General features: G+C 72.5%; 19 protein-coding genes. 9 read left to right on the top strand and 10 right to left on the bottom strand.

Annotation, left to right across the window (positions count from 1 at the left end; all coding sequences use genetic code 11):
• Positions 1 to 122: 122 nt before the first annotated feature.
• Positions 123 to 275, top strand: coding sequence for a hypothetical protein (locus O3597_RS01625; protein ID WP_216592876.1), 153 nt, complete (start codon positions 123 to 125; stop codon positions 273 to 275).
• 64 nt (positions 276 to 339) lie between these two features.
• Here the strand turns inward: O3597_RS01625 and dapE are convergent, their stop codons facing one another.
• Positions 340 to 1,413, bottom strand: coding sequence for a succinyl-diaminopimelate desuccinylase (gene dapE, locus O3597_RS01620; RefSeq protein ID WP_281603078.1), 1,074 nt, complete (start codon positions 1,411 to 1,413; stop codon positions 340 to 342).
• Positions 1,414 to 1,539: 126 nt separating this feature from the next.
• On the opposite strand from dapE, the gene dapD reads away from it, so the two are divergent.
• Positions 1,540 to 2,499: a 2,3,4,5-tetrahydropyridine-2,6-dicarboxylate N-succinyltransferase gene (gene dapD, locus O3597_RS01615; RefSeq protein ID WP_164447755.1), complete on the top strand. Its 960-nt coding sequence runs from the start codon at positions 1,540 to 1,542 to the stop codon at positions 2,497 to 2,499.
• Between the two features lie 50 nt (positions 2,500 to 2,549).
• Here dapD and O3597_RS01610 read toward each other — a convergent pair whose 3' ends face one another.
• Positions 2,550 to 5,879: a S8 family serine peptidase gene (locus O3597_RS01610; RefSeq protein ID WP_281603077.1), complete on the bottom strand. Its 3,330-nt coding sequence runs from the start codon at positions 5,877 to 5,879 to the stop codon at positions 2,550 to 2,552.
• A 140-nt stretch (positions 5,880 to 6,019) separates the two neighbouring features.
• Here O3597_RS01610 and O3597_RS01605 point away from each other — a divergent pair, with 140 nt between their 5' ends.
• Positions 6,020 to 6,577, top strand: a complete 558-nt coding sequence (locus tag O3597_RS01605) for a sugar O-acetyltransferase (RefSeq protein ID WP_164447757.1) — start codon at positions 6,020 to 6,022, stop codon at positions 6,575 to 6,577.
• Between the two features lie 101 nt (positions 6,578 to 6,678).
• Positions 6,679 to 9,306, top strand: a complete 2,628-nt coding sequence (locus tag O3597_RS01600; protein WP_281603076.1) for a hypothetical protein — start codon at positions 6,679 to 6,681, stop codon at positions 9,304 to 9,306.
• Here the strand turns inward: O3597_RS01600 and O3597_RS01595 are convergent.
• The 3 genes from O3597_RS01595 to O3597_RS01585 are packed head-to-tail and all read right to left on the bottom strand — an operon-like array spanning position 9,283 to position 11,798.
• Entirely contained in the window at positions 9,283 to 9,930 is a 648-nt protein-coding gene (locus tag O3597_RS01595; RefSeq protein WP_164447759.1) for a nucleoside/nucleotide kinase family protein, read from the bottom strand. The genes O3597_RS01600 and O3597_RS01595 overlap by 24 nt on opposite strands.
• Positions 9,930 to 10,577: an SIMPL domain-containing protein gene (locus tag O3597_RS01590; RefSeq protein ID WP_281603075.1), complete on the bottom strand. Its 648-nt coding sequence runs from the start codon at positions 10,575 to 10,577 to the stop codon at positions 9,930 to 9,932. Before O3597_RS01590 ends, O3597_RS01595 begins: the two co-directional genes overlap by 1 nt.
• 51 nt (positions 10,578 to 10,628) lie before the next feature.
• Positions 10,629 to 11,798, bottom strand: coding sequence for a prephenate dehydrogenase/arogenate dehydrogenase family protein (locus tag O3597_RS01585; RefSeq protein WP_281603074.1), 1,170 nt, complete (start codon positions 11,796 to 11,798; stop codon positions 10,629 to 10,631).
• Positions 11,799 to 12,017: 219 nt separating this feature from the next.
• Between O3597_RS01585 and O3597_RS01580 the strand changes: the two genes are divergently transcribed.
• Positions 12,018 to 13,862 carry a M48 family metallopeptidase gene (locus tag O3597_RS01580; RefSeq protein WP_164447762.1) on the top strand — a complete coding sequence of 615 codons (1,845 nt, stop codon included), beginning with the start codon at positions 12,018 to 12,020 and terminating at the stop codon, positions 13,860 to 13,862.
• A gap of 101 nt (positions 13,863 to 13,963) precedes the next feature.
• Here O3597_RS01580 and dapC read toward each other — a convergent pair whose 3' ends face one another.
• Together dapC and fdxA are read right to left on the bottom strand one after the other, a co-directional pair.
• Positions 13,964 to 15,067 (bottom strand): succinyldiaminopimelate transaminase, encoded by a 1,104-nt coding sequence (dapC, locus tag O3597_RS01575; protein ID WP_281604444.1) that lies wholly within the window; start codon positions 15,065 to 15,067, stop codon positions 13,964 to 13,966.
• Positions 15,064 to 15,390, bottom strand: coding sequence for a ferredoxin (fdxA, locus tag O3597_RS01570; RefSeq protein WP_030490464.1), 327 nt, complete (start codon positions 15,388 to 15,390; stop codon positions 15,064 to 15,066). Before fdxA ends, dapC begins: the two co-directional genes overlap by 4 nt.
• Positions 15,391 to 15,469: 79 nt before the next feature.
• On the opposite strand from fdxA, the gene O3597_RS01565 reads away from it, so the two are divergent.
• Complete coding sequence (locus tag O3597_RS01565) at positions 15,470 to 16,516, top strand: GNAT family N-acetyltransferase (RefSeq protein WP_281603073.1); 1,047 nt, start codon at positions 15,470 to 15,472, stop codon at positions 16,514 to 16,516.
• A 10-nt stretch (positions 16,517 to 16,526) separates the two neighbouring features.
• Here the strand turns inward: O3597_RS01565 and O3597_RS01560 are convergent, their stop codons facing one another.
• The 3 genes from O3597_RS01560 to mshB form a co-directional block, all read right to left on the bottom strand.
• Positions 16,527 to 16,991, bottom strand: a complete 465-nt coding sequence (locus O3597_RS01560; RefSeq protein ID WP_281603072.1) for a hypothetical protein — start codon at positions 16,989 to 16,991, stop codon at positions 16,527 to 16,529.
• Between the two features lie 78 nt (positions 16,992 to 17,069).
• The gene (locus O3597_RS01555; RefSeq protein ID WP_281603071.1) at positions 17,070 to 17,507 is read right to left on the bottom strand and encodes a hypothetical protein; all 438 of its coding nucleotides are present in this window, start codon (positions 17,505 to 17,507) and stop codon (positions 17,070 to 17,072) included.
• Between the two features lie 14 nt (positions 17,508 to 17,521).
• Positions 17,522 to 18,481, bottom strand: a complete 960-nt coding sequence (gene mshB, locus O3597_RS01550; RefSeq protein ID WP_281603070.1) for an N-acetyl-1-D-myo-inositol-2-amino-2-deoxy-alpha-D-glucopyranoside deacetylase — start codon at positions 18,479 to 18,481, stop codon at positions 17,522 to 17,524.
• 86 nt (positions 18,482 to 18,567) lie between these two features.
• Between mshB and O3597_RS01545 the strand changes: the two genes are divergently transcribed.
• The 3 genes from O3597_RS01545 to O3597_RS01535 all read left to right on the top strand — a co-directional run bounded on the left by O3597_RS01545 (position 18,568) and on the right by O3597_RS01535 (position 22,831).
• Complete coding sequence (locus tag O3597_RS01545; RefSeq protein WP_164447766.1) at positions 18,568 to 20,715, top strand: prolyl oligopeptidase family serine peptidase; 2,148 nt, start codon at positions 18,568 to 18,570, stop codon at positions 20,713 to 20,715.
• Positions 20,716 to 20,813: 98 nt separating this feature from the next.
• Positions 20,814 to 21,362, top strand: a complete 549-nt coding sequence (locus O3597_RS01540; RefSeq protein ID WP_164447932.1) for a Uma2 family endonuclease — start codon at positions 20,814 to 20,816, stop codon at positions 21,360 to 21,362.
• 32 nt (positions 21,363 to 21,394) lie between these two features.
• Positions 21,395 to 22,831 (top strand): TldD/PmbA family protein, encoded by a 1,437-nt coding sequence (locus O3597_RS01535; protein ID WP_281603069.1) that lies wholly within the window; start codon positions 21,395 to 21,397, stop codon positions 22,829 to 22,831.
• Positions 22,832 to 22,896: the final 65 nt, after the last annotated feature.

Here is a 22,896-nt window from a genome sequence, read left to right as displayed (position 1 = left end):
AGTCGGACCGGAGAACCCGGCAAACACTTCGTGATCTTGTGCAACCAAATCGCTTTCCCGTACGTCTTACTATTCACATACCGGGTATGCCCCGGCACGCGGACTTCGGGGGAGGAGACAGCGTGATCAGCAACGACGAACGGGTCCGGATCCGCCGGCAGATGCAGCGGCGCATCCGCGACGTGGTGGCCGAGCGCCGCCGCGCCCGGCTGCTCGACAAGCCACCCGAGCCGCCGGCCGATCCCGGTGCCGAGTCCCACCTGACCACCGTCTGACCCCGCACCGAACCGCCGGCCACGCCACCGCTGGTCGCGCCGCCGCCGGCCACGCCGTCGGTGGTCAGGCCGGGGCGAGCCAGCGGTGCAGCGTCGCCGCACCGTCGCGGATCTTGCTGATCTCGACGTGCTCGTCCGGGTGGTGGGCCAGGTTCGGATCACCCGGGCCGAAGTTGAGCGCCGGGATCCCCATCGCCGCGAACCGGGCCACGTCGGTCCAGCCCAGCTTGCCGATGGGTGCGGCACCCACCGCCGCCAGGAACTCCCGCGCCGGCGGGGCCTCCAGGCCCGGCAGCGCACCGGCCGCGCAGTCGGTCACCGTCAGCTCGTAGTCCGCGAAGACCTCGCGCAGGTGCGCCTCGGCCTCGGCCGGCGTACGGTCCGGCGCGAAGCGGTAGTTCACCTCGATCTCGCACCGGTCCGGCACCACGTTGCCGGCGACCCCGCCGTGGATGCGGGTCGCGTTCATGCCCTCCCGGTACTCGCACCCGTCGATGGTCACCCGCCGGGCCTGGTACGTCGACAGTCGGCGGAGCACCTCCCCCGCCCCGTGCACGGCGTTGACCCCGTGCCAGGAACGGGCCGAGTGGGCCCGGACCCCGGTGGTCACCACCACGGCTCGCATGGTGCCCTGGCAGCCGGCCTCGACGATGCCGTACGTCGGCTCCAACAGCAGCGCGAAGTCGGCCTCCAGCCAGTCCGGGTGCGCCTGCGCGACCAGGTGCAGGCCGTTGTACCTCGACTCGATCTCCTCGGCCTCGTAGAAGAAGTACGTCACGTCGTAGCGGGGCTCGGGCAGGGTGGTCGCGAGATGCAGCGCGTAGGCGACCCCGGACTTCATGTCCGAGGTGCCGCAGCCGTACATCAGGTCGCCGCGCAGCGTCGACGGGAAGTTGTTGTTAAGCGGCACGGTGTCCAGGTGGCCGGCGAGCACCACCCGCGAGGCCCGCCCCAGGTCGGTACGGGCCATCACGGTGTTGCCGTGCCGGTAGGTGGTCAGGTGCGGGACCACCCGCAGAACCTCCTCCACGCAGTCGGCGATGGCCTTCTCGTTGAGGGACACGGACTCGATGTCGACCAGCGCGCGGGTCAACGCCACCGGATCGGCGAGGACCTCGGGGGTAAGCGGGTTCTCCATGGTCCGCACGGTACCGTCACAACCGGCGACCGCGAGACGCGAGCCCTTCGGCGAAGCGCGAGGAGTGGGCCGGCGAGCCGCAGTCGCGAGCAGCAGCCAGCCCGCAGGGGAACGAGAGGTGAGTAAGTGACGTCCACACAATCCGCGTGGGGCATCGGCCTGGCCACCGTCACCGCCGAGGACCAGGTGCTCGACACCTGGTACCCGACCGGCAAGCTCGGCCTCGGCGAGCTGCCGCTGGTCGCCGGCGAGGACAAGGCCGACGTGCTGGACCTGCCGCCCGGCGCGATCGGCGACCGGGCCCTGCCGGGTCTGCGTACCGTCCAGGTGGTCACCGTCATCGGCTCGCTCGACGATCCGATCAAGGACGCGCCGGACGCGTACCTGCGGCTGCACCTGCTCTCCCACCGCCTGGTGCGGCCCAACGAGATCAACCTCGACGGCATCTTCGGCAAGCTGGCCAACGTGGCCTGGACCTCGGCCGGGCCGTGCCCACCGGAACGGGTGGACGAGCTGCGGGTCATCGAGCGGGCCGCCGGCCGCCACCTCGGGGTGTACGGGGTGGACAAGTTCCCCCGGATGACCGACTACGTGGTGCCCTCCGGGGTGCGGATCGCCGACGCCGACCGGGTCCGCCTCGGCGCACACCTCGCCTCCGGTACCACCGTCATGCACGAGGGCTTCGTCAACTTCAACGCCGGCACGCTCGGCGCCTCGATGGTCGAGGGGCGCATCGTGCAGGGCGTGGTGGTGGGTGACGGTTCGGACATCGGCGGCGGTGCCTCCATCATGGGCACCCTCTCCGGTGGCGGTACCGACAAGGTACGCATCGGTGAGCGCAGCCTGGTCGGCGCCAACGCCGGTGTCGGCATCTCACTCGGCGACGACTGCGTCGTCGAGGCGGGTTGCTACATCACCGCCGCCTCGAAGATCACTCTCCCGGACGGCCGGGTCGTCAAGGCACGCGAGCTGTCCGGCGTCGACGGGTTGCTGTTCTGGCGCAACTCGGTCTCCGGCGCCCTTGAGGCCCGTCCCCGTACCGGCCGGGGGATCGAGCTGAACGCCGCCCTGCACGCCAACGACTGAGACCCCCCGGCGGGAGCGGGCCCTGATCGGGCCCGCCCCGCCGGTGCGGGTCACCGCAGGCGGTACGCCTGGATGATCCGCTGGGTGACGGTGTTGCCGTCGGTGTCGCGGGCGGTGGCCCGCAGCGACACGTGGCCGGCACCACGCGGGTGCTGCACGGTGGCCGCCCAGCCCTTGCCGACCTTGCGCAGCTTGGCGCGCTGCCAGCGCTTGCCGCCGTCGTAGGAGACCTCGACGGTCAACGACGCCGTCTTCGCCGCCGGCGCACCGGGCTGGCGCTGCACCGCCACCGGAATCACGAAGGCCCGGCCGGCCGGGGCCGCGTTCCGCTCGTCCAGTCGCGGCGCGAACCGGATCGCGGCGGCGGGCAGCCGGACCGGGTCGTCGCCCCGCACGTGCCGGGACCGGAAGGTCCAGGCGGTGGCGACCTCGGTGCTCAGGTCGGAGACGCTGCGCTTCGCCGACATCTCCAGCCGGTACCTGGCGGGCCCGGCAGGCACCTCGAACTGGCCCCAGCCGGGTTCCTCGGACTCACCGACCAGTTTGCCGTCGCGGTACAGGGCGGTACGTCCGGCGTCCGTGAGCGAACTACCCAGGTGTCCGGCCGCGTCGCTGTACAGCGGCACGGACAGAGTGATCAGGTCACCCTGCCGGGTCAGGCCGTCTTCCGGCCAGCGCGGCACCGGGAACGACGGTCCGTGGGGCGCACCGTTCCAGACCTCCCGGTAGGTCCGCCCGGCCCGGTACGCCGTCGGTTCCGAGAAGAGCACGGCCACCGGTTCCAGCCACGGCACGTCATCGCTGCGCGTGCCGAACCACAGCTCGGTGCTCCAGCGCACCGCCCTGGTGTTGTAGTACTCGACCCGCTGGCCCGGCACCGTGGTAGGCAGCCCGACCGCCCAGCCACCCAGGTCGGGCTCGAACAGGGCGAAGGACATCCGCTCGGCGAGGGTGCCCGGGTAGCCGTCCCGGAACGTCTGCTTGACGGTGGCCAGGTCACTGCCGCGATAGTGCCGGGTGAACCCGTTGGGCATCCGGCCCGGGACCATCTCGGCCAGGGCGTAGAGGTACGGGCTGCTGGCCGCCTCCAGGTCGGCAAACTGGCTGCTGAACACGGCAGAGAAGTGGTCCGCCGCGGTCCGCCCGCCGACCTGCCCGGTGAAGATGCCGTCGAAGTCGTCGGCGAGCGCCCCGAACCCGGCCGACCCCTCGTCGAGCAGGAAGGTCGCGTCCACAGCGACAAGCGCCGGCGTCGCCGACCGATCCGGCACGGTCATCCGCACCGGCCCCGCCGTACGCGCGTCGACGACCATCTCGGCGTCCGACCGCACCACCAGTTCCGGCCGGCTCATCAACGTCAGGCTCTCGCTCTCCACGTCCAGCACGAAGCTGACCAGCCCGTACCGGCCCTTGGGCACGCGCACCTCGGCGGTACCGTCCGGGTCGGCCACGAAGATGTCGGTGAAGTCGTCCAACCCGAGCAGGAAGGTCGCGTAGTCGTCCGGCACGGCACCCTCGCGGCTCAGGTGTCGCACGGTCAACGTGTAGCTCTCCACCTCCTTGTGCGCCGCCAGCGGGATGACCGCCACCAGGTCGCCGGCGCGGGCGACCACCCGGCCGGTGTAGTGGCCGTCCGGGCTGTCGACGCTGGTGTCGACCGTGACCGTGGCGGACGCGGTGCCACCGGCCGGCACCTGGACCTGCCGGGTGCCGAGCGTGAACACCCCGGCCGGCGCGGGTTCCCCGTCCGGGCCGGTGGCCTCGATGCCGAGCTCCAGGGTGAGCGGTGCCGCTCCCGTGTTGCGCCAGGTCACCTGGCGCTGGATCGGCTCGTCGTCGTCGTGCGGCCACAGCGTCCGGCCGAACGAGACGCTGGCCGGCTCGCTGACCACCGACTGGGTGATGGCTCGCGCCAGATCCACCCGGCCGGCGCCCTGCTGGTACGCGGTCAGCTCGGGATGCGGCCGGGCCGAGGCCATCAGGGTGGCCTTGAGCCGCTGGGCCGTCGCGTCGGTGTGCTGCTGGGCGAGCAGCGCCGCCGCACCGGCGACGTGAGGTGCGGACATCGAGGTGCCCGAGAGCGAGACGTACTGCTCGCCGACCGGTTCACCGAGCTGCGTGCCCTGCCCCCGGGCAGCCACGATGTCCACTCCCGGCGCGGTGATGTCCGGCTTGAGAGCGTCGTCACCGACCCGGGGGCCCTGGCTGGAGAAATCGGCGAGCTGGTCGTCACGGTCGACCGCGCCGACGGCGAGCGCGGCGTCGGCGCTGGCCGGCGAGCCGACCGTGCCGGTCCCTCCGGCGTTGCCGGCGGAGATCACGAAGAGGGCGCCCGTCTGCTCGGTAAGCGTGTTCACCGCCTCTTCCAGCGGATCCACCTCCGGGGTGTCCGTCCCGCCCAGGCTGAGGTTGACCACGTCGGCCTCGGCCTCGGTGGCGGCCCACTGCATGCCGGCCAGGATCGCCGACTCGGTGCACCCGTACTCCTCGCAGACCTTGCCGGAGAGCAGGGTCGCATCGGGTGCCACACCCCGGTTCCGGCCCTCTGAGGCGGCACCGCTGCCCGCGATGATCGAGGCGACGTGGGTGCCGTGCCCGACGATGTCGCCCGGGTTCGCCTCCTCGGTGAAGTTCCTCGACTCGGCGACCCGGCCGGTGAGGTCGGGATGCGCGGCGTCGACCCCACTGTCGAGCACCGCGACGCGTACCCCCTGACCGGTGAAGCCGGCCTGGTGGGCGGCGGGCGCCCCGATCTGCGGCACGCTGTGTTCCAGCGTCAGCTGCCGTCGGCCGTCGAGCCAGATCCGCTCGACACCCCCCGCCGCGTCGAACCGGGCGCCACCGGCACCGGCGACCGTGGCCCAGAGCTGGCCCACCCGCTGCTTGTCCGCGGTGGCCGCGACGCCACCGATGGCCGTCAGGTCGCGGGTGACGGTCACCCCGTCGGGTGCGCCGGCCCGCCGGGCGGCCGCCCCGTAGGTCATGAGCAGGGGCAGGTCGTCGCGGTGCGCGTCGTCGTACCCGGCGGCGATCAACCCGGCCACGTCGAAGAGCCGGCGGTCGACCCGTCCGTCGCGGATCAACGGCAGGGCGTCCTGCGGCAGCACCCAGAGGTGGTCCCGCTGCCGCTGGGTGAGGAAACGGATGCCTTCGCGGCCCTCGGCCGGGCGTACGCTCGCCCCGGTCGCGGTGACCGTGACCTGGTCACCGGTGACCAGAGTGACGGTTGCCGAGGTGCGGCCGTTGTCCGGCCGGCCGGTCGGCGCGGGGGTCGGTGGGGCCGCTGTCGGCGCCGCCGGTGCGGCCGTGGCCGCCGCCGGTAGGCCGAGCACCAGACCCAGCACGAGTCCGGTGGCGGACAGTTTGCTCCTTTGTCGCAACTGAATCCTCCTCTGGAGCGTCTACATCGATGTAGGACACATCGACATCCATCAGGGTTGCATACCGAGTATGCAAAAGGGAGTCAAGAATTCGACGAAGTTGAGTCCTCGTCGCCGCGGCGCCCGGCATGATCGGACGGATGACGTCCATGAAGGAACGGATGCTCGCCGGCGAGCCCTACCTCGCCGACGACCCGGAACTGATCGCCGATCACCTCCGTGCCCTGCGCCTGATGGAGCGGATCAACGGCGGAGGCGTCGACGACCACGAGACACGGCGGACGGCCCTGCACGAGCTGCTCGGCGAGATCGGCGCGGAGGCTGGTATCCGGCCACCCTTCTACTGCGACTACGGCTACCACATCCGGATCGGGCCGCGCAGTTTCGTCAACTATCACGCGGTCTTCCTCGACGTCGCGCCGATCACCATCGGCGCCGACGTGCAGATCGGCCCGAACGTGCAACTGCTCACCCCCACCCACCCGGTGGAGCCAGCACCGCGTCGGGCGAAGTGGGAGGCGGCCCGGCCCATCACCATCGGCGACAACGCCTGGCTCGGCGGTGGAGCGATAGTCCTCGCCGGAGTCACCGTCGGTGAGAACACCGTCGTCGGCGCGGGCGCCGTGGTGACCCGGGATCTGCCCGCCAACGTCGTCGCGGTCGGTAATCCGGCTCGACCGGTACGCCAGCTCGACTGACCACAATCAGCCTTTTAGCTGCGCAAACAACTCCATGACGAGTGGCACCGCCGCACCACATCGGGCACTGTAGGTGACAGGTGCGTCACCGGGAGGCTCGCATGGGAGGTCGGATCCTCGAACTACGCGTACACGGAGTGTCCAACACCCCGCCCGCCGAGACCCTGGGCCTGACGGGCGAACCCGGGAGCGAGCCGCCCCAGCCACGGCTCGTCGCCGGCGGCCCGGTCACCAGCTTCTACCGCCTGCCGACCGCCACGCCGCTCGACCCGATCGTCGTCGAGGCGTACAGCTGGGGGCAGCTGACCTCCGGCGCGCGGACGGCCCGCGACGTGGAGCGCGCCCTGTGGACGCTGCTGCTGCCCTTCACCTTGGCCAACGTGGCGCTGCACGCCCGGCCGGGGATACCGGCGGACCCCGCCACCGAACGACTGGCCAGCCGATCCGGCGTGACGGCCTGGCTGATCAGGCTCTTCTGCCTGAGCCTGACCGCCACCCCGGTGCTCGCGATGACCGGTGTCGGCGTCGATCTCATCGGCTGGCAGTGCGTGGACGAGGTCTGCCTGAGCCGGATCCCCGGCCCGTGGGAGTTCCTCGCCGACGCCTGGTGGCAGCAGGGCGGCCGGGCCCTGGCCGTCGGCCTGACCGTGCCACTCGCCATGATCGGAGTCCTCGGCCTGGTCACCTGGCGCACCTACCAGTACGAGGCGGTGATGCCGGCCGACCCCACCACGAATCCCGCGGGACGCCGTACCCCGCCGCCAGCCGACGCCGACGTGCCGGTCGGTCAGCCGGCACCGGAGCCACCGCCCCTGCCCGACCCACCCCCCGGGACCCCGACCAACCCCCTCCAGGATCCGACGTTCTGGTGCGGCGAGGGACAACTACGCCGAACCGCCGTGCTGCACCTGTGCACCGGCACCGTGGTGGCGGCGGCGGTCCCGCTCGGCACGATCACGGTGCTCGACCCGCCGCAGGGTGCTCGGGCGGTGGTCACCTGGGCAGCCGTGGCCGCCTTCACCACCGTCCTGACGGTCACGCTGGTGGCCATCGGCCGGTCCTTCCTGACCCAGCGTGAGGGTGCCAGCCCGCTCGGCCGATGGAGCATCGCGGTCATCATCCTCACCGGACTCGGCGTGGCCGGCACCTTCGCGGTGCTGCTGCTACCCGACGCCGCCACGGGCAGCGCACTTGCCGGACTACGTCCACCCGCCGGCTGCGACCAGGACCCCACCCAGCCCGGATGCCGGACCGATCGATCGCTACCCGGCTTCGACCGGATCATCGCCTGGCTGGGCACCGGTCAGCTGCTGCTGCTCATCGCGATCGGCGCGACCGCCCGCTCCGGCCGACGCGGCGGCGCCGCTCCGGCCGCCGCCGCGCTCCTGATCGCCCTCGCCGCCGCCTGGTGCCACGGTTGGCTACCCACCGCACCACCGAGCCCGGTGATGATGTGGCAGTTCGCCCTGCCACTGCTCGCCCTCGCCGGGATCGGCCTGCTGCTACCCCGGACCCGCCCCACCACTGTCAAACAACCGCTCGAACCGCACACCGACCTGGCCTGGCGTGGTCAGGCACCCGCCGTCATCGCCGGCTCCGGCTGGCTGCTCTGCCTCGCGTACAGCAACGGGGTGCTCTACTGGTTCACCAACCGACTCAACGACGGGGACACGCCCGGTGGCCGATCCCTGGTGTTCCTGCCAACCCCGGTGACCTGGGCCGGCCTGACCTTCGCCGCCGCGCTGCTGATACTCGCCCTGGTCGCCATCCGCGCCGCGGTGCTCTTTCACCAGCTACGCCGCCGGGAGTACGCCCAACTGAGCGCCCGTGGCGGCCGACTGTCCGCGCACGACCTGCGTCGCGCCCGGGACGTCAGCACCCACCAGGCGCTGCACCGACTGGTCGGCGAACACGCACTGCGGCTGACCGGGTGGTACGCCGCTGCGATGGCCGTCCTAGCCGTGCTGGGTTGCGCGGCAGTTCTCGCCCGCCCTCTCCCCCTCGACGGGACGGACGGACCGGCCGTCGTGACCAAAGCGGTCGCGAACGTCGGCGACGCGCTGCTCGGCTGGCTGCCGGTCGCGGTGGCCGCCGTCGGCCTGCTCGTCTATCGCAAGAACACCATCCGCCGGTCCGTCGGCGTGATCTGGGACGTGGGAACCTTCTGGCCGCGCGCCGCACATCCCCTGGCGCCACCGAGCTACGCCGAACGGGCAGTGCCCGAACTACTCACCCGCACCGCCGGTCTGATCGCGCTGGCCGAGCCCGACCCGCGCCGGGTGGACGGCATCATCCTGTCGGGGCACAGCCAGGGCACGGTGATCTGCACCGCGGTCATCCTCCAGATGCCGAACCGTTGGCGGCACCGGATCTGGTTCTTCTCCTACGGCTGCCAACTGACCCGCCTCTACGGCCGGATCTTCCCCGCCTACTTCGGCCCGGACCGGCTACCGGTGCTGGCCGAGGCGCTGACCCGCCCCGGCGGCAGCACCCGGTGGACGAACTTCTGGCGGGACACCGACCCGCTCGGTTGGCCGGTCACCGCCGGGGAACGGGACATCGCGGTGACCGACCCGGAGGCCCTGCATCCGAGCGACGGCGAGGTCGCCGACCCACCGATCCGCAGCCACAGTGGCTATCCGGAGGCCGCCGAGTTCCAACGGGAGAGATCCCGGGTGGCGTGGCTGCTGCGGCGTGCGGTCCCGTCACCCCGGCGGGGGCTCGGCTAGGCGTACCACCAGGTCGGCGCGGTCGGCGGTGCCGGCCACCAGCGCCGCGTTGGCCTCGTCGCTGCCCAGCGCCCAGGCCCGGGCGTCCTGCTCCGACCGGCCGTAGGCCATGTGCCGGGCGACCAGCCGCCGACGCCGCAGGTCGGCGTCGAGGTCCAGGAACCACGCCTCGTGCAGCAGGGCGCGTACCTCGTCCCAGGGCCAGTTCGGAATCAACAGATAGTTGCCCTCGGTGACCACCAGCCGCACCTCCGGCGGCACCTCGATCGCACCGGCGATCGGCTCCTCCAGCTCCCGGCGGAACTGCGGCGCCCAGACCGACGTCGGCTCCTTGCGCCGCAGCCGACGCAGCAGCGAGACGTAACCGTTGGCGTCGAAGGTGTCGATCGAACCCTTCCGCAGTTCCCGGCCGAGCCGACGCAACTCGTCCTGAGCGAGGTGGAAGCCGTCCATCGGCACCAGCCGGGCGGCCGGGCCGACCGCCTCGACCACCTGTGCGGCCAGCGTGGACTTGCCGGCACCGGGTGCGCCGGTGATGCCGAGCAGCTGCCGCGGCCCGGCATCGGCCAGCCCTCGGGCCCGCTCCAGCAGCGCCTCGACCGACAACACCTCCGCGACGGTCATCAGGACAGGACCGGCCGGCTGATCGTGAACCGGGCCCGGACGGCCGCGTGCACGCCCTGCGGCTGCGGGTCAAGCTCCAGCTCCGGTGGGCCACCGGACTCCACTGCGCCGGTATCGAACGCCATCCGGGCCATCATCGGCTGGGCGGTGCCGCCCTCGTCGGACAACTCGACCAGGTCGGTGACCTGGGCACCGAGCGCCTCGGCGTACTCGCGGGCCCGTTGCAACGCATCGCTGATCGCGGTGTGCCGGGCCTGTCGGTAGGCCGGACTGTCCGGGCGCAGCGACCACCACGGGCCGGCCACCTCGACCTGGTCCTGGTCGGCCAGGCGCAGCATCAACTCGCCGAGGCTGGTGAAGTCGCTCACCGTCACCGTGGTCACCACCGAGCCGTGCCAGGCCACCACCCGCTCCCCGGAGCGGCGGGTCTCGGGTCGCACCCGCAGCTCGCCGGTCTCGCGTCGGTCGATGGTCGGGCCGTACGAGTCGAGCAGCACCCGGATCGCCGCCGCCCGCTCGGCCAACCGGGTCAACGTCGGCTCCCGCTCCCGGTCCCGGGCCAGCGCGGTCACGGTGAACCGGGCGAGTTCCGGCGCGACCTCACGGTACGCCTCGCCACGCACGGTCACGACTGGTCCGTCCACCATGCCCTCACCCTACTGGCGGGCCCGTCGCCGCGCCCCTCGATGAGCCGGGCTTCAGACCCGCGGACGTCGAGCGACATAGGAGACGGTGTCGGCCCCGGCCCGGCATCCGCTCAGGTGGCCACCGGCCGCCCCCACGTCGTACAGCCAGGCCACCTCGGCCGCCGCCGCGCCCACCGGGAACGACATGACCTGCTCGTCGTACGGGCGGCCGGCCAACTCGGCGCGGGCGGCAGCGGCCTCGGCGTACCGGGCGGTGAGGGCGTCGACGTCGTCGCAGCGCAGGGCGGCGGCCAACTCGTCGAGGAACCCGGTGACCTGGGTCAACGCGGCCAGCACCTGGTCGCGGTTGCCGCGCAGCATGTTGCCGGTGCGGTGCGCCGGGGTGCCGGCGACCCGGGTGCCGTCCCGGAAGCTCCCGGCGGCCAGCGCCAGGACCGCGTCGCGCGACGGCGACCGGTGCGCCGCACCGGCCAGCGCCCCGGCGAGCAGGTGCGGCACGTGCGAGGCGAGCGCCACCACGGCGTCGTGCCGGTCCGCCGCCATCGGCACCACCCGGGCGGCGAAGACGTCGGTGACCAGGGTGACGAGGCGGCGGAACGCGGCCAGCCCGTCCGGTGCCGGGCAGAGCACCCAGGCGGCGCCGGTGAACAGGTCCGGCAGCGCCGCCGCGAGACCAGCCCGGTCGGTGCCCGCCATCGGGTGCCCGGGTATGAACCGGCTGGTCAACCCCTGTTCCGCGGCGAACGCCGCCAACTCGGCCTTGGTGCTGCCCACGTCGGTGAGCAGGCAGTCCTCGGCGGTGGCGGCGGCAACCTCGACCAGGGTCGCGGGCAGCGTGGGCAGCGGTCCGCCGAGAAACACCACGTCCCGGCCGGCCACCGCGTCGACCAGCCGCTCCGCGGTCGGTACGCCGGCCAACCGGGCCTGCCGGCGGGTCTGCTCGTCCGGATCCCAGCCGGTCACGTCGACGCCGACGGCGTGCAGTCGGAGGAGCACCGAACCACCGATCAGGCCGGTGCCGACCACCGCCACCCGCAGCCGTGCGTCAGCCCTGAGCACCATCCGCGTACCTCGGCGTTCCGTGTCGTCACGGAGCCGGCCGGCCCCGCGGCGTGCCTGCCGGATCCGCGCGGAACCGCCACGACGTCCGCAGACACGCCCTACGTCCGCGCCGAGGATATCGCCGGCCGGGTCGACGGTCGGACCGGTACGCCCGCCCAACGGTCAGGCACGTGCGGCGTACGCCTTGTCCCGGGAGCGGCTGAACGCGCCGGCCCGCACCGAGACGTGGGAGGCGTTTGGCTTCCCTCCCCGATCCGGATCGGCAAGATCGTGAAGCCGACCGAACCGGACCGGAAGGGGGTTGTCCGGCAAAGATCCACGTCGTACGGTCCCTGCGCCGCCCGCAGCCAGGCGGGCACGGAACGGGGAGGAACGGCCATGGCCGCGACGTACCGGGCACTCGCCTCGGTGGTCATGTTGATCGGGTTCTACGTGGTCGCGCTGCTTCAGTTGGCGGCCGTCGCCGCTCTCGGCGTCTGGCTGTACGGCCACACGAACGGACTGGTCACCGGGAAGCTGCTGCTGCCGCTGGTCGTCGCGCTGGGTGCGGTGGCGGTCGGGCTCTGGCGGGCGATCCGGACGAAGAACGAACCGGCACCCGGCCTGGTGCTCGACGAGCGGGAGGCGCCGCAGCTGTGGGCCACCGTCCGGGAGCTCGCCGACGCGGTCGGTACCCGGGCGCCGGACGAGATCCGGCTGGTGCCCGAGGTGAACGCGGCGGTCGGCGAGCAGAGCCGGCTGCTCGGGCTGATCGGCGGGCGACGCACCCTCTACGTGGGTCTGCCGCTGCTCCAGGCGATGCGGGTCGACCAACTTCGCTCGGTGCTGGCGCACGAGCTGGGTCACTACTCCGGCAAGCACACCCGGCTCGGCGGCGTCGCCTACCGGGGACGGCTGGCGATCGAGGGCACCATCGAGCGGATCAAGCCCCGCAACCCCATCGGCCTGGTCTTCAAGGGGTACGCGAAGCTGTACCTGATGGTCGACAACGCCGCGTCGCGGCGGCAGGAACTGGAGGCCGACCGGGCTTCCGTCCAACTCGCCGGTCACGAGGCGGCCACGTCCGCGCTGCGGAGCCTGCCGGCGCTCGACGCGGCCTGGAACTTCTTCACCGACCGCTACGTGGACTCGGGCTGGCAGGCCGGCCTCGCCCCGGACGACCTGTTCGGCGGCTTCGGACAACTGCTGGAGGCCCGCCGGGAGCAGATCGGCAAGCTTCAGCAGGACGTACCGGACCGCGAGCCGTCCCGGTGGGACACCCACCCGCCCATCGGCATCCGGATCGAGGCGATGGCACAGCTGCCGGCCGGTGCCGCCTTCGCCGACGACCGTCCCGCACACGTGCTGGTCACCGACGTCCTGGACGCCGGCCGCCGGCTGCAGAGCCTGGTCGTGGATCTCGGCAACCGTCAGGTGCTGCCCTGGCCCGAGTTCACCCACGCGGCGATCGCCGCCGGGATGCAACGTCAGGCGGACGGCATCTACCGGGCGGCCGGCCGGTTCACCGGCAGTGCGGAGCCGGGCCTGACGACCGTGCTCGACCTGGTCCGGGCGGGCCGCCTCGGCGAGTTCGCCGAGCAGTTCTTCGGCGACGCCACCCGGCGGGAGGCAGCGGCCCGCTTCGCCGGACCGATGGAGATGCTGCTCGACAACGCGGCCGTCCGCGCCCAGCGGGCCCGCTGGCAGCTGTCCTGGGGTGGTCCGGCCCAGTTCGTCGGCACCGACGGTGAGCCGTTGGACCTCGCCGAGATCGCCAAGCTGGCGGTGTCGGCGGAAACCCTCGACGAGGCCCTGGTCCGGCTGGCCGAGATGGGCATCGATCCCTCCGCCGCCACCGTGGTGCAGAGCCGGGCCACCGCCGACAACGCCGGCGTCATCGGCGCCATCGGCAACATGAAGGTCGACGGAGTGCAGCACGACCTGCTGATCCTCGACCGTGGTCTGATCCTCATCGGCGGCCCGGGCAAGGCCGGCGACGGCGAGAAGCGACTGAGGAACCTGCTCGAATCCACGCCGGTGGCGACGTTGGCCACCCGACACCAGTTCCTGCCGTACGAGGAGCTGGTGTCGGTGAACGTGACCAGGGAGATTCCGCTCAAGGCCGAGCTGACGTTGCACGGTGGCCGGACGGTGGCCCTGCAGGAGTTGTACGGCAGCGAGCTGCTGGAGCGGCACAGCCGGGACAACCTGCTGCGGGTGTTCGAGCGGATCAACGAGGACTGAGCCGACGAGGTCAGGCGAGGTCGTGCCCGGGAGGTGTCCGGGCACGACCTCGGCAGCTTGTCGACGACCAGGGGCCAGCCTCCGACAGCCCTCGGCCGTGGTCAGGCCAGGCGGGCGGCGACCGCCGCGATCCGCTCGTCGGACTCGGTCAGCGCCGCCCGGACGTACTGCCGCGCGCCCGGACCGTAGAAGACACCGGCGGCGACCAGAATCCCCCGTCGGGCCAGCCAGTCGACGGTGTCCCAGCAGTCCTCGCCACGGGTGAGCCACAGGTAGAGCCCCGCCTCGGAGTGTTCCACGGTGAAGCCCGCGCCCACGAACGCCGCCCGCAGCATCTCGCGCCGCGCACGGTACCGCTCCCGCTGCTCGTCGGCGTGCCGCTCGTCGCGCAGGGCCGCCACCATGGCCGCCTGCACCGGCGCCGGCACGATCATCCCCGCATGCTTACGGATCTTGAGCAGTTCGGCCACCAGCGCCGGGTCGCCGGCCACGAAACCGGCCCGGTAGCCGGCCAGGTTGGAACGCTTGGACAGCGAATGCACCGCCAGCACGGAGTCGTACGAGCCGCCGCACACCTCGGGTGCCAACACCGACACCGGCTCGGCGTCCCAGCCCAACGGCAGGTAGCACTCGTCGCTGGCCACCACCGCACCGCGCTCACGCGCCCAGTCCACCACCTTGCGCAGGTGCGTGGCGGGCAGCACCCGTCCGGTCGGATTGCCCGGTGAGTTGACCCAGACCAGGCGCACCCGGGACGTCGGACCGACGGCGGTCAGCGAGTCGGCGCGTACAGTGGTGGCGCCGGCCAACCGGGCACCGTCCTCATAGGTCGGATAGGCGATCGACGGCACCACCACGACGTCGCCCGGCCCCACCCCGAGCAGGGTGGGCAACCAGGCCACCAGCTCCTTCGAGCCGATCGTCGGCAGGACTCCGAGCCCGTCGGCGCCCGCGCCACAGACCCGCGACACCCAACCCGTGATCGCGTCCCGCAGCGCCCGGGTTCCGGCGGTCAGCGGATAGCCGGGCGCGTCCGAGGCGTCCGCGAGGGCCTGCCGGATCACCTGCGGCACCGGATCGACCGGCGTACCCATGGAGAGGTTGATCAGGCCGTCCGGGTGCGCCGCAGCCAAGGTGGCCGCGGCGTCCAGGGTGTCCCAGGTGAACTCGGGCAGCCGCGACGAGACGGGGCCGGGCCGGTTCAGTGGCCCTCACCGCGGGGCGGCTGGGCGGCGACGAAGGTGGCGTCCTTCTCCACCTTGCCGACCTTGGAGGCCCCGCCGGGCGAACCGAGATCCTCGAAGAACTCGTAGTTGGCGCCGGTGTAGTCCTTCCACTGCTCCGGGACGTCGTCCTCGTAGAAGATCGCCTCCACCGGGCAGACAGGCTCACAGGCACCACAGTCGACGCACTCGTCGGGGTGGATGTAGAGCATCCGGTTGCCCTCGTAAATGCAGTCGACCGGGCACTCCTCGATGCATGCCTTGTCGAGCACATCCACGCACGGCTCGGCGATGATGTAGGTCACCGGTCTTCTCCTCCGCAAGACACGCCGCGATCACCCGCGACGGTAAGAGCCTAGTATCTCGCCGGGGAGGAGGTCGATCGTGCTCCGAGAGCAAGACGTGGGACACCGGATCGTGGTGCGGCGTCGCGTGGGCGTACGCGGTGGTCGTCCGGTCTACGCCGATGCCCTCGGTGAGCTGGTCGAGCTGAACGAGACACATCTCACGCTCACCACCCGACAGGGGCGGCTGCGGGTGCCGATCGCCGAGGTGCACCGGGCCAAGCGGGTTCCGGCCGCCCGACGGCCGACCGCCGCCGCCATGATCGAGCTGGAACTCGCCGCCGACGAGGCGTGGCCGGCGCCCGTGCGGGCCCGGTTGGGCGACTGGCTGCTGCGGGCCGCCGACGGCTGGACCGGCCGGGCGAACTCGGCCCTGCCGGTGGGAGATCCGGACCGCCCGCTGCCGGCCGCGCTGGACGAGGTGCAACGCTGGTACGCCGGCCACGGCCGCCCCGCCATGGTCAACACCCCGCTGCCACTGGCCGCACCGGTCGGTGGCGAACTCGACCGGCGCGGCTGGGGCAGCCGCCCACCGGTGCTGGTGCAGACCGCGCCACTCGCCGCCCTCCTCGCGGCCGCGTCCGACGAGGCGATTCCCGCAGCGGCCGGCGTCCCCGACTCCGGCGGCGACCCGGGTGGCACCACCGGCACGGGCCGCCGGGGAGGCGCGGGAGGCGCGGCCGGCCCGGTGGTCGAGCTGGCCGGCGCGCCGTCCGCGGACTGGCTCGCCGTCGCGGCCGGCCGCAAGGGCGGGCTACCGGACGCCGCCCGGCACGTGCTCACCGCCGTGGACCACGTCCGCTTCGCCCACGTGTATCTCGACGGCGTGCTCGTCGCCGTCGGCCGTGGCACCGTGACCGGCCAGGGGCGCTGGCTCGGGTTGTGCCTGGTCGAGGTGCTGCCGGCCGCACGCCGGCAGGGACTCGCCGTCCGGCTGATCCGGGCACTCGCCGACTGGGCCGCCGAGACCGGTGCGACGGACGCGTTCCTCCAGGTCGAGCAGAGCAACGCCGGCGCGGTCGCGCTCTACCGCAAGCTGGGCTTCACCACCCACCACACCTATCTGACCCGGATCGCGCCGCAGTGACCCCCGACGGTCAGCGGCGGACCACCCGGCGGGGCTTGGCCGCGGTGTTCTCGGCGTACCGTTGCAGGCTGCGCGAACGGTGGTCGCGGCCGAGGGTGACCAGCAGCAGGTAGCCCAGCATCGCCCCGACGGTGGTCGCCACCAGATAGAGCCCGATCTGCGCGAAGAACGTACCGCCGCCACCGGCGAACGGGTTGTCGCCCACCAGCAGCGGCCCGACCAGCACGGTCAGCCCGACCGCGATGCCGATCGCGGCGGCCACCTCGCCGGCCCAGCGGGCCAACGGACGCCGCGCACCCCAGACGAAGGCCACACCGGCCAGCAGCAGACCGATCACCACGAACATCCCGAGCGACACCCGGTCGGCGACGGTGTCGTCGCCGTCGAAGCCGAACCGGATGACCAACCGGGCGACCACGTTGACCGCGAACAGTGCGATCGCGAGCACCCCGACCGCACGCCACCGCTGTCCCATCACACGCCTCCCGCCGTACCGCCCGCCCGGATGGCGGGTCTCCTGGCAGGAATATCTACCACCCGTCGCTGAGCGACGTCAGTACCGTCCGGGCGCCGAAGCCGGCGCGAGGATCGACCGGAACGCCATCACCGTGAAGGTCATCGCACCGCCCACCACCAGGGTGAGTCCGACCCAGTTGCCGACGAGCAGCACGTCACCCTCGCTGGTCCGGTCGGCGGCGATCACCATGATCGCCACCCAGGGCAGCGCCGGCAGCGCCACCGCCCAGCGGCGGCCGACGGTCTCGACGGCCAACCAGCTCAACGCGATGTTCACGGCCACGGCCACGGCCACCGTGACGCCGATCAGGTGCCCGCCGATCCGCAGCGGTGCGAGCAGCAACTCCAGCACCGCGCTCAGCGCCGCCGCCACGACGGCGAACCCGCCGCCAGCCACCCGCAGACCGATGTCCAGCGGACGTCGCCACCTCCGAATCGGCCGGGGCGGCTGCTGCTCCTGCGGTGCGACCGACATCGCGGCGGGCAGCGTCACCGGTGACCGGCCGGGGTGACCGGTCTACGGCCGGGACCGCCGACGACACCCAGTTCGCCGACCCCGTCCGACGCCGCGACGTCCACCCCGGCGAACAGGTCCGACTCCCAGCCGTACGGGCCGCTGCCCGCCCCCTTCTCCCCCAGCGCCAGGGTGAAGTACTCCACCCCCATGAACTCGGCGCCGAAATTGCCGGCGATCGAGTACAGCCAGGAGGTGGCCGGAATCTGGGTGGCGTGGGCGCGCATCGCCGCCTCCTTCGCGGCGTGCTGTTCGGTGGCGTCGATGCGGGCGGCGATTTCCGCGTCCGGCGTGCAGAACGGCAGCTCGGTGGCGTCGGCGATGCCGGCGAACGGGTTGTCCGACGCCTCCGCGAAGTGCGTCATGCCGGCCTCCAGCACGCTGTGCGGCATCGCCGTCCAGTAGACCTTCGCCGGCGCGAGCCCCTCGGCGGCGGCCAACTCCACGGCCCGCATGGTGACCCGGTGCGCCTGGATGTGGTCGGGATGGCCGTAGAAGCCGTTGTCGTCGTACGTGACCACCACCTGCGGGCGGATCTCCCGGATGATCTCCAACAACTGGCCGGCGGCCTCGTCCAGGTCGGCCCCCCAGAAGGCCCGGGGATGCTCGTTGGTCGGCAGGCCCATCATGCCGGAGTCGCGGTAGCGGCCGGCCCCGCCGAGGAAGCGGTGGTCGGTGACGCCCAGCTCGGCGCAGGCGGCCGCCAGTTCGGCGATCCGGTACCCGCCGAGCTGGTCGGCCTCGGCGGCGGCGAGCCCGGCCAGCTCCGGTACGTGGATCTCACCCTCCTCGCCCAGCGTGCAGGTCACCAGAGTGACGTGGGCACCCGTGGCCGCGTAGTGGGCCATCGTCGAGCCGGTGCCGATGGACTCGTCGTCGGGATGCGCGTGGACCAGCAGCAGGCGGCGGTCAGGCAGCGTCGTCACGACGGTCACTCTAACCGGCGGTTCTCGCCCACCGGCCCAGACGCGTCCGCGCAGGTCGCTCACATCGCGCTCGGTACCAGCCTACGATCTGGCCTGTGGACTTTCCCGAGCTGGCCGCCCGCACCCGCAGGTTCAGCCACGGGGCGCCGCGTGCCGTGTCCGTAGCCGAAGACGGTGCCCGGGTGGTCTTCCTACGCTCGGCCGGGCCGGAGGATCCGGCCGACGCGCTCTGGCTGCTGGACGTGGCAACCGGCACGGAACGGCTGGTCGCCGATCCGGGCGCCCTGCTCGGCACCGACGTCGACCCGGACGCGTTGAGCCCGGGGGAACGGGCCCGGCGGGAGCGGCTGCGGTTGAGTGCCTCCGGCATCGGCTCGTACGCCCTCGACGCCGCCGGTCGGGTGGCGGTGTTCGCGCTGGCCGGTCGGCTCTTCCGGGCCGACCTGGTGCACGGCGACGTGATCGAGGTGCCCACCGTCGGGCCGGTGCTCGACCCCCGGCCGGACCCGAGCGGACAGCGGCTGGCCTACGTGACCGACGCCGCCGAGGGAGTCCGCCGCGGCGAGCTACGGGTGATCGACAGCGACGGCGCCGACACCATCCTGGCCGGCGAGGACTCCGGCGTGCTCTGGGGGCTGGCCGAGCACATCGCGGCGGAGGAGTTCGGGCGGCACCGCGGCTACTGGTGGGCTCCCGACGGTCGGTCGGTGCTCGCCGCCCGGGTCGACGAAACCCGGCTGCCCCGTTGGCACCTGCACGATCCGGCGCAGCCCGGCAGCCCGCCGACAAGCGTCGCGTACCCGGTGGCGGGTGGCCCGAACGCCGAGGTCAGCCTGCACCTGCTCGACCTCGACGGCGGCTGGGTCGACGTGCACTGGGACCGGGAGACCTATCCGTACCTGACCGCGGTGCACTGGGGCGAGGGCGCCCCGCTGATCACTGTGCTGCGCCGCGCCCAGCAGCACGGGCTGGTGCTCGCGGTCGACCCGCGTACCGGGGAGACCCAGGTGCACGCCGAGCTGGCCGACCCACGCTGGGTCGAGCCGGTCCCGGGCACCCCCGCGCACCTGCCCGACGGGCGGGTGCTGGTCGGTGGCGAACTGGCCCACGACGGGTACGACGCGCGCTGCCTGTTCGCCGACGGCACGCTGCTCACCCCGCCCTCGCTGTACGTGCGCCGGGTGGTCGGCCGGCTGGCCGGCGGCGGCGGCCCGGCGGACCTGCTGGTCGAGGCGAGCGACGGCGAACCGAGCGAACAGCACCTGTTCCGGGTCCGCACCAGCATCGGCGGCGGAGTGGACGCCCGCCGGCTGACCAGCGACGCCGGCTGGCACGTCGGCGCGGTCGGTGGTGGCGTGCTGGTCATCGGCAGCGCCTCACTGGACCACGCGGGCGTGCGGTGGACGGTGTTCCAGGGCGATCGGGAGGTGGGCACGCTGCGGTCGCTGGCCGCCACGCCCAGCTACTCCCCGCTGCCGCTGCTGGAACGGGTGACCGACCGGCGGCTCCCCGCGGCGGTGCTCTATCCGGACAACCACGTCACCGGCCGTCGGCTGCCGGTCCTGCTCGACGTCTACGGCGGTCCGGGGCATCAGGAGGTGGTGGCCGCACGCTCGGCCTGGCTGGAGCGGCAGTGGTGGGCCGACGCCGGTTTCGCGGTGGTGGTCACCGACAACCGGGGTACGCCGGGCATCGCACCGTCGTACGAGAAGGCCATCCACCGACGGGTCGCCGACGTGATCCTGCTCGACCAGGTGGAGGCGCTCACCGCGCTCGCCGGCAAGCACCCGGATCTCGACCTGGACCGGGTCGCGGTGCGTGGCTGGTCGTTCGGAGGCTGGCTGGCCGGCCTGGCGGTGCTGCGGCATCCGGAGCTGTTCCGGTGCGGCATCGCCGGCGCGCCGGTCACCGACTGGGCGCTGTACGACACCGCGTACACCGAGCGGTACCTGGGTCTGCCCGCCGACGGGGAGGACGTCTACGCGCACCACTCACTCGTGGAGCTGGCCGCCGAGCCGGTCACCGACCCGGCGCAGGCCCGCCCGCTGCTGCTGGTGCACGGCATGGTCGACGACAACGTGGTGGCGGCGCACACGCTACGGCTGTCGGCGGCGTTGCTGGCCACCGGCCGGCCGCACTCGGTGCTGCCGCTGACCGGCGCCACCCACATGGCCGCCGGCGGCCTCGCCGAACGTCTCCTCCACCTTGAACTCGACTTCCTCCGCACCCACCTCGGGACGTGAGCCGCAGCTACGGTTCGGCGCCGTGCCACTCGCACGAAGGGTGCGACGATGGAGACGACCCGGCAGGCAGGATCCCGGCGAGACGAGCGGAGGTGACCATGACCGTGGCGGTGTTCGACCACGAGGGCCCGTGGACCGAGGAGGAGTACCTCGCCCTCGGCGAGACCTCCCAGCGCGTCGAACTCTTCGACGGGAGCCTGCACGTGACCCCAGCCCCCACCCCACGCCACCAGAACATCTCCGGTGAACTGCGCGCGACACTACGTGGTCCGGCCAAAGAGGCCGGCCTGCACGTACTGGAGGGGGTGAACGTGCGGCTTCGGCCCGGTCGCATCCCCATCCCCGACCTGGTCATCACCGGCCCGATCGATTTCGACGCCCCCAACGTCGAGGCAGCCGACGTCCACCTCGTCTGCGAGATCATCTCGCCGAGCAACGCGGCCACCGACAAGGTGCTGAAGATGCACTACTACGCCGCGGCAGGCATCGAGTGGTACCTGCTCATCGAGCAGGCCAGCGGCGCCCTCCACCTCTACCGCAAACGCGGCAGGCACTACGTGGTGGAGAGTGCCACCGAGCCGGGCCAGGTTCTGGTGCTCAACGAACCGGTCAAGGTGACCATCCGTCCTGAGGACCTGCTTCCCTGACGGTTGTCGGTCGGCTGGCCTAGGGTCGGGCCATGAGCGAGTTCGGGGCGGCCGAGGTGGCCGTGCAGGCGGCGCTCGACGCGGGCGCCCGCTACGCCGACGTCCGGGTGATGCACCGGCGCTACGAGTCGATGACCGCCCGCAACGGCGACGTCGAGTCGCTGACCCAGGACGAGAGCGTCGGTCTGGGCGTACGCGCGCTTGTCGGTTCGAGCTGGGGCTTCCACGCCGTACCGGAACTGTCGGACCGGGCCGCGCGCGACGCCGGCCACCGGGCCGCGCGGACCGCGGCGGCCAGTGCGCTGGTCCCGGGCCCGCCCGTCGACCTCGTCGCGGTCACCCCGACCACGGCGAGTTGGTCCGCACCCTGTGCGGTCGATCCGCTCGACGTCTCCCTCGCCGTCAAGGGTGACCTGCTGGTGGCGGCGACCCGCACCATGGCCGAGCACGGCGCCGACCTCGCCGAGGGGCTCTACCAGATCTGGGACACCGCCAAGTGGTTCGTCTCCAGCGAGGGGCACCGCATCGACCAGCGCATCCGTGAGTGCGGCGGCGGCATCTCGGCCACCTCCGTCGGTGCCGACGAGACCCAACGCCGATCCTGGCCGAGCTACCGCGGTCAGTACGGCACCACCGGCTGGGAACTCGTCGACTCGCTGGAGTTGGGCGCGCACGCGGCGCGGATCGCCGAGGAGTCCCGGGCGCTGCTGACCGCGCCGCTCTGCCCCACCGGCGAGACCGACCTGATCCTCGGTGGCGAGCAGTTGGCCCTGCAGATCCACGAGTCGGTCGGGCACGCCATCGAGCTGGACCGGATCCTCGGCTGGGAGGCGGCCTTCGCCGGCACCTCGTGGCTGGACCTCGCGCAGCTCGGCTCGCTGCGCTACGGCTCCGAGCTGATGACCATCACCATCGACCCGACCATTCCCGGCGCGCTGGGCAGTTTCGGCTACGACGACGAGGGCTCACCGGCGGTCAAGCGCGACGCGGTACGGGACGGTCGTTGGGTGGGTGTGCTGGCGGGCCGGGACTCGGCGGCCGTCGCGGGCCTGGACCACGGCGGCAGCGTGCGCGCCGACGGATGGGCGCGGCTGCCGATGGTGCGGATGACGAACGTGGGCCTGGAGCCCGGTCCGCACACCCTGGAGGAGATCGTCGCCGCCACCGACAACGGGGTGCTGATGGACGTCAACCGGTCCTGGTCCATCGACGACAAACGGCTGAACTTCCAGTTCGGCTGCGAGATCGGCTGGGAGATCCGCAACGGCCGGCGTGGGCGGATGGTGCGTAACCCGACCTACACCGGCATCGGACCGCTGTTCTGGCGCTCGATGGACATGCTCTCGTCGGAGACGGTCCCCTGGGGCACCCCGAACTGCGGCAAGGGCCAGCCCGGCCAGGTCGGGCACACCGGACACCCGTCGGCACCTGCCCGCTTCCGCAACGTCCGGGTGGGGGTACGCGCATGACCGATCGCCGACGGACGACCCGTCGATGCGCGGTGGTGACGCCGGACGGTGTCGCCGACCCCGAG

The sequence above is a fragment of the Verrucosispora sp. WMMA2044 genome, assembly GCF_027497155.1.
Classification (GTDB): domain Bacteria; phylum Actinomycetota; class Actinomycetes; order Mycobacteriales; family Micromonosporaceae; genus Micromonospora; species Micromonospora palythoicola.
The sequence above is the reverse complement of the archived record's forward strand: the minus strand, read 5'-3'. Positions and strand labels throughout refer to the sequence as shown.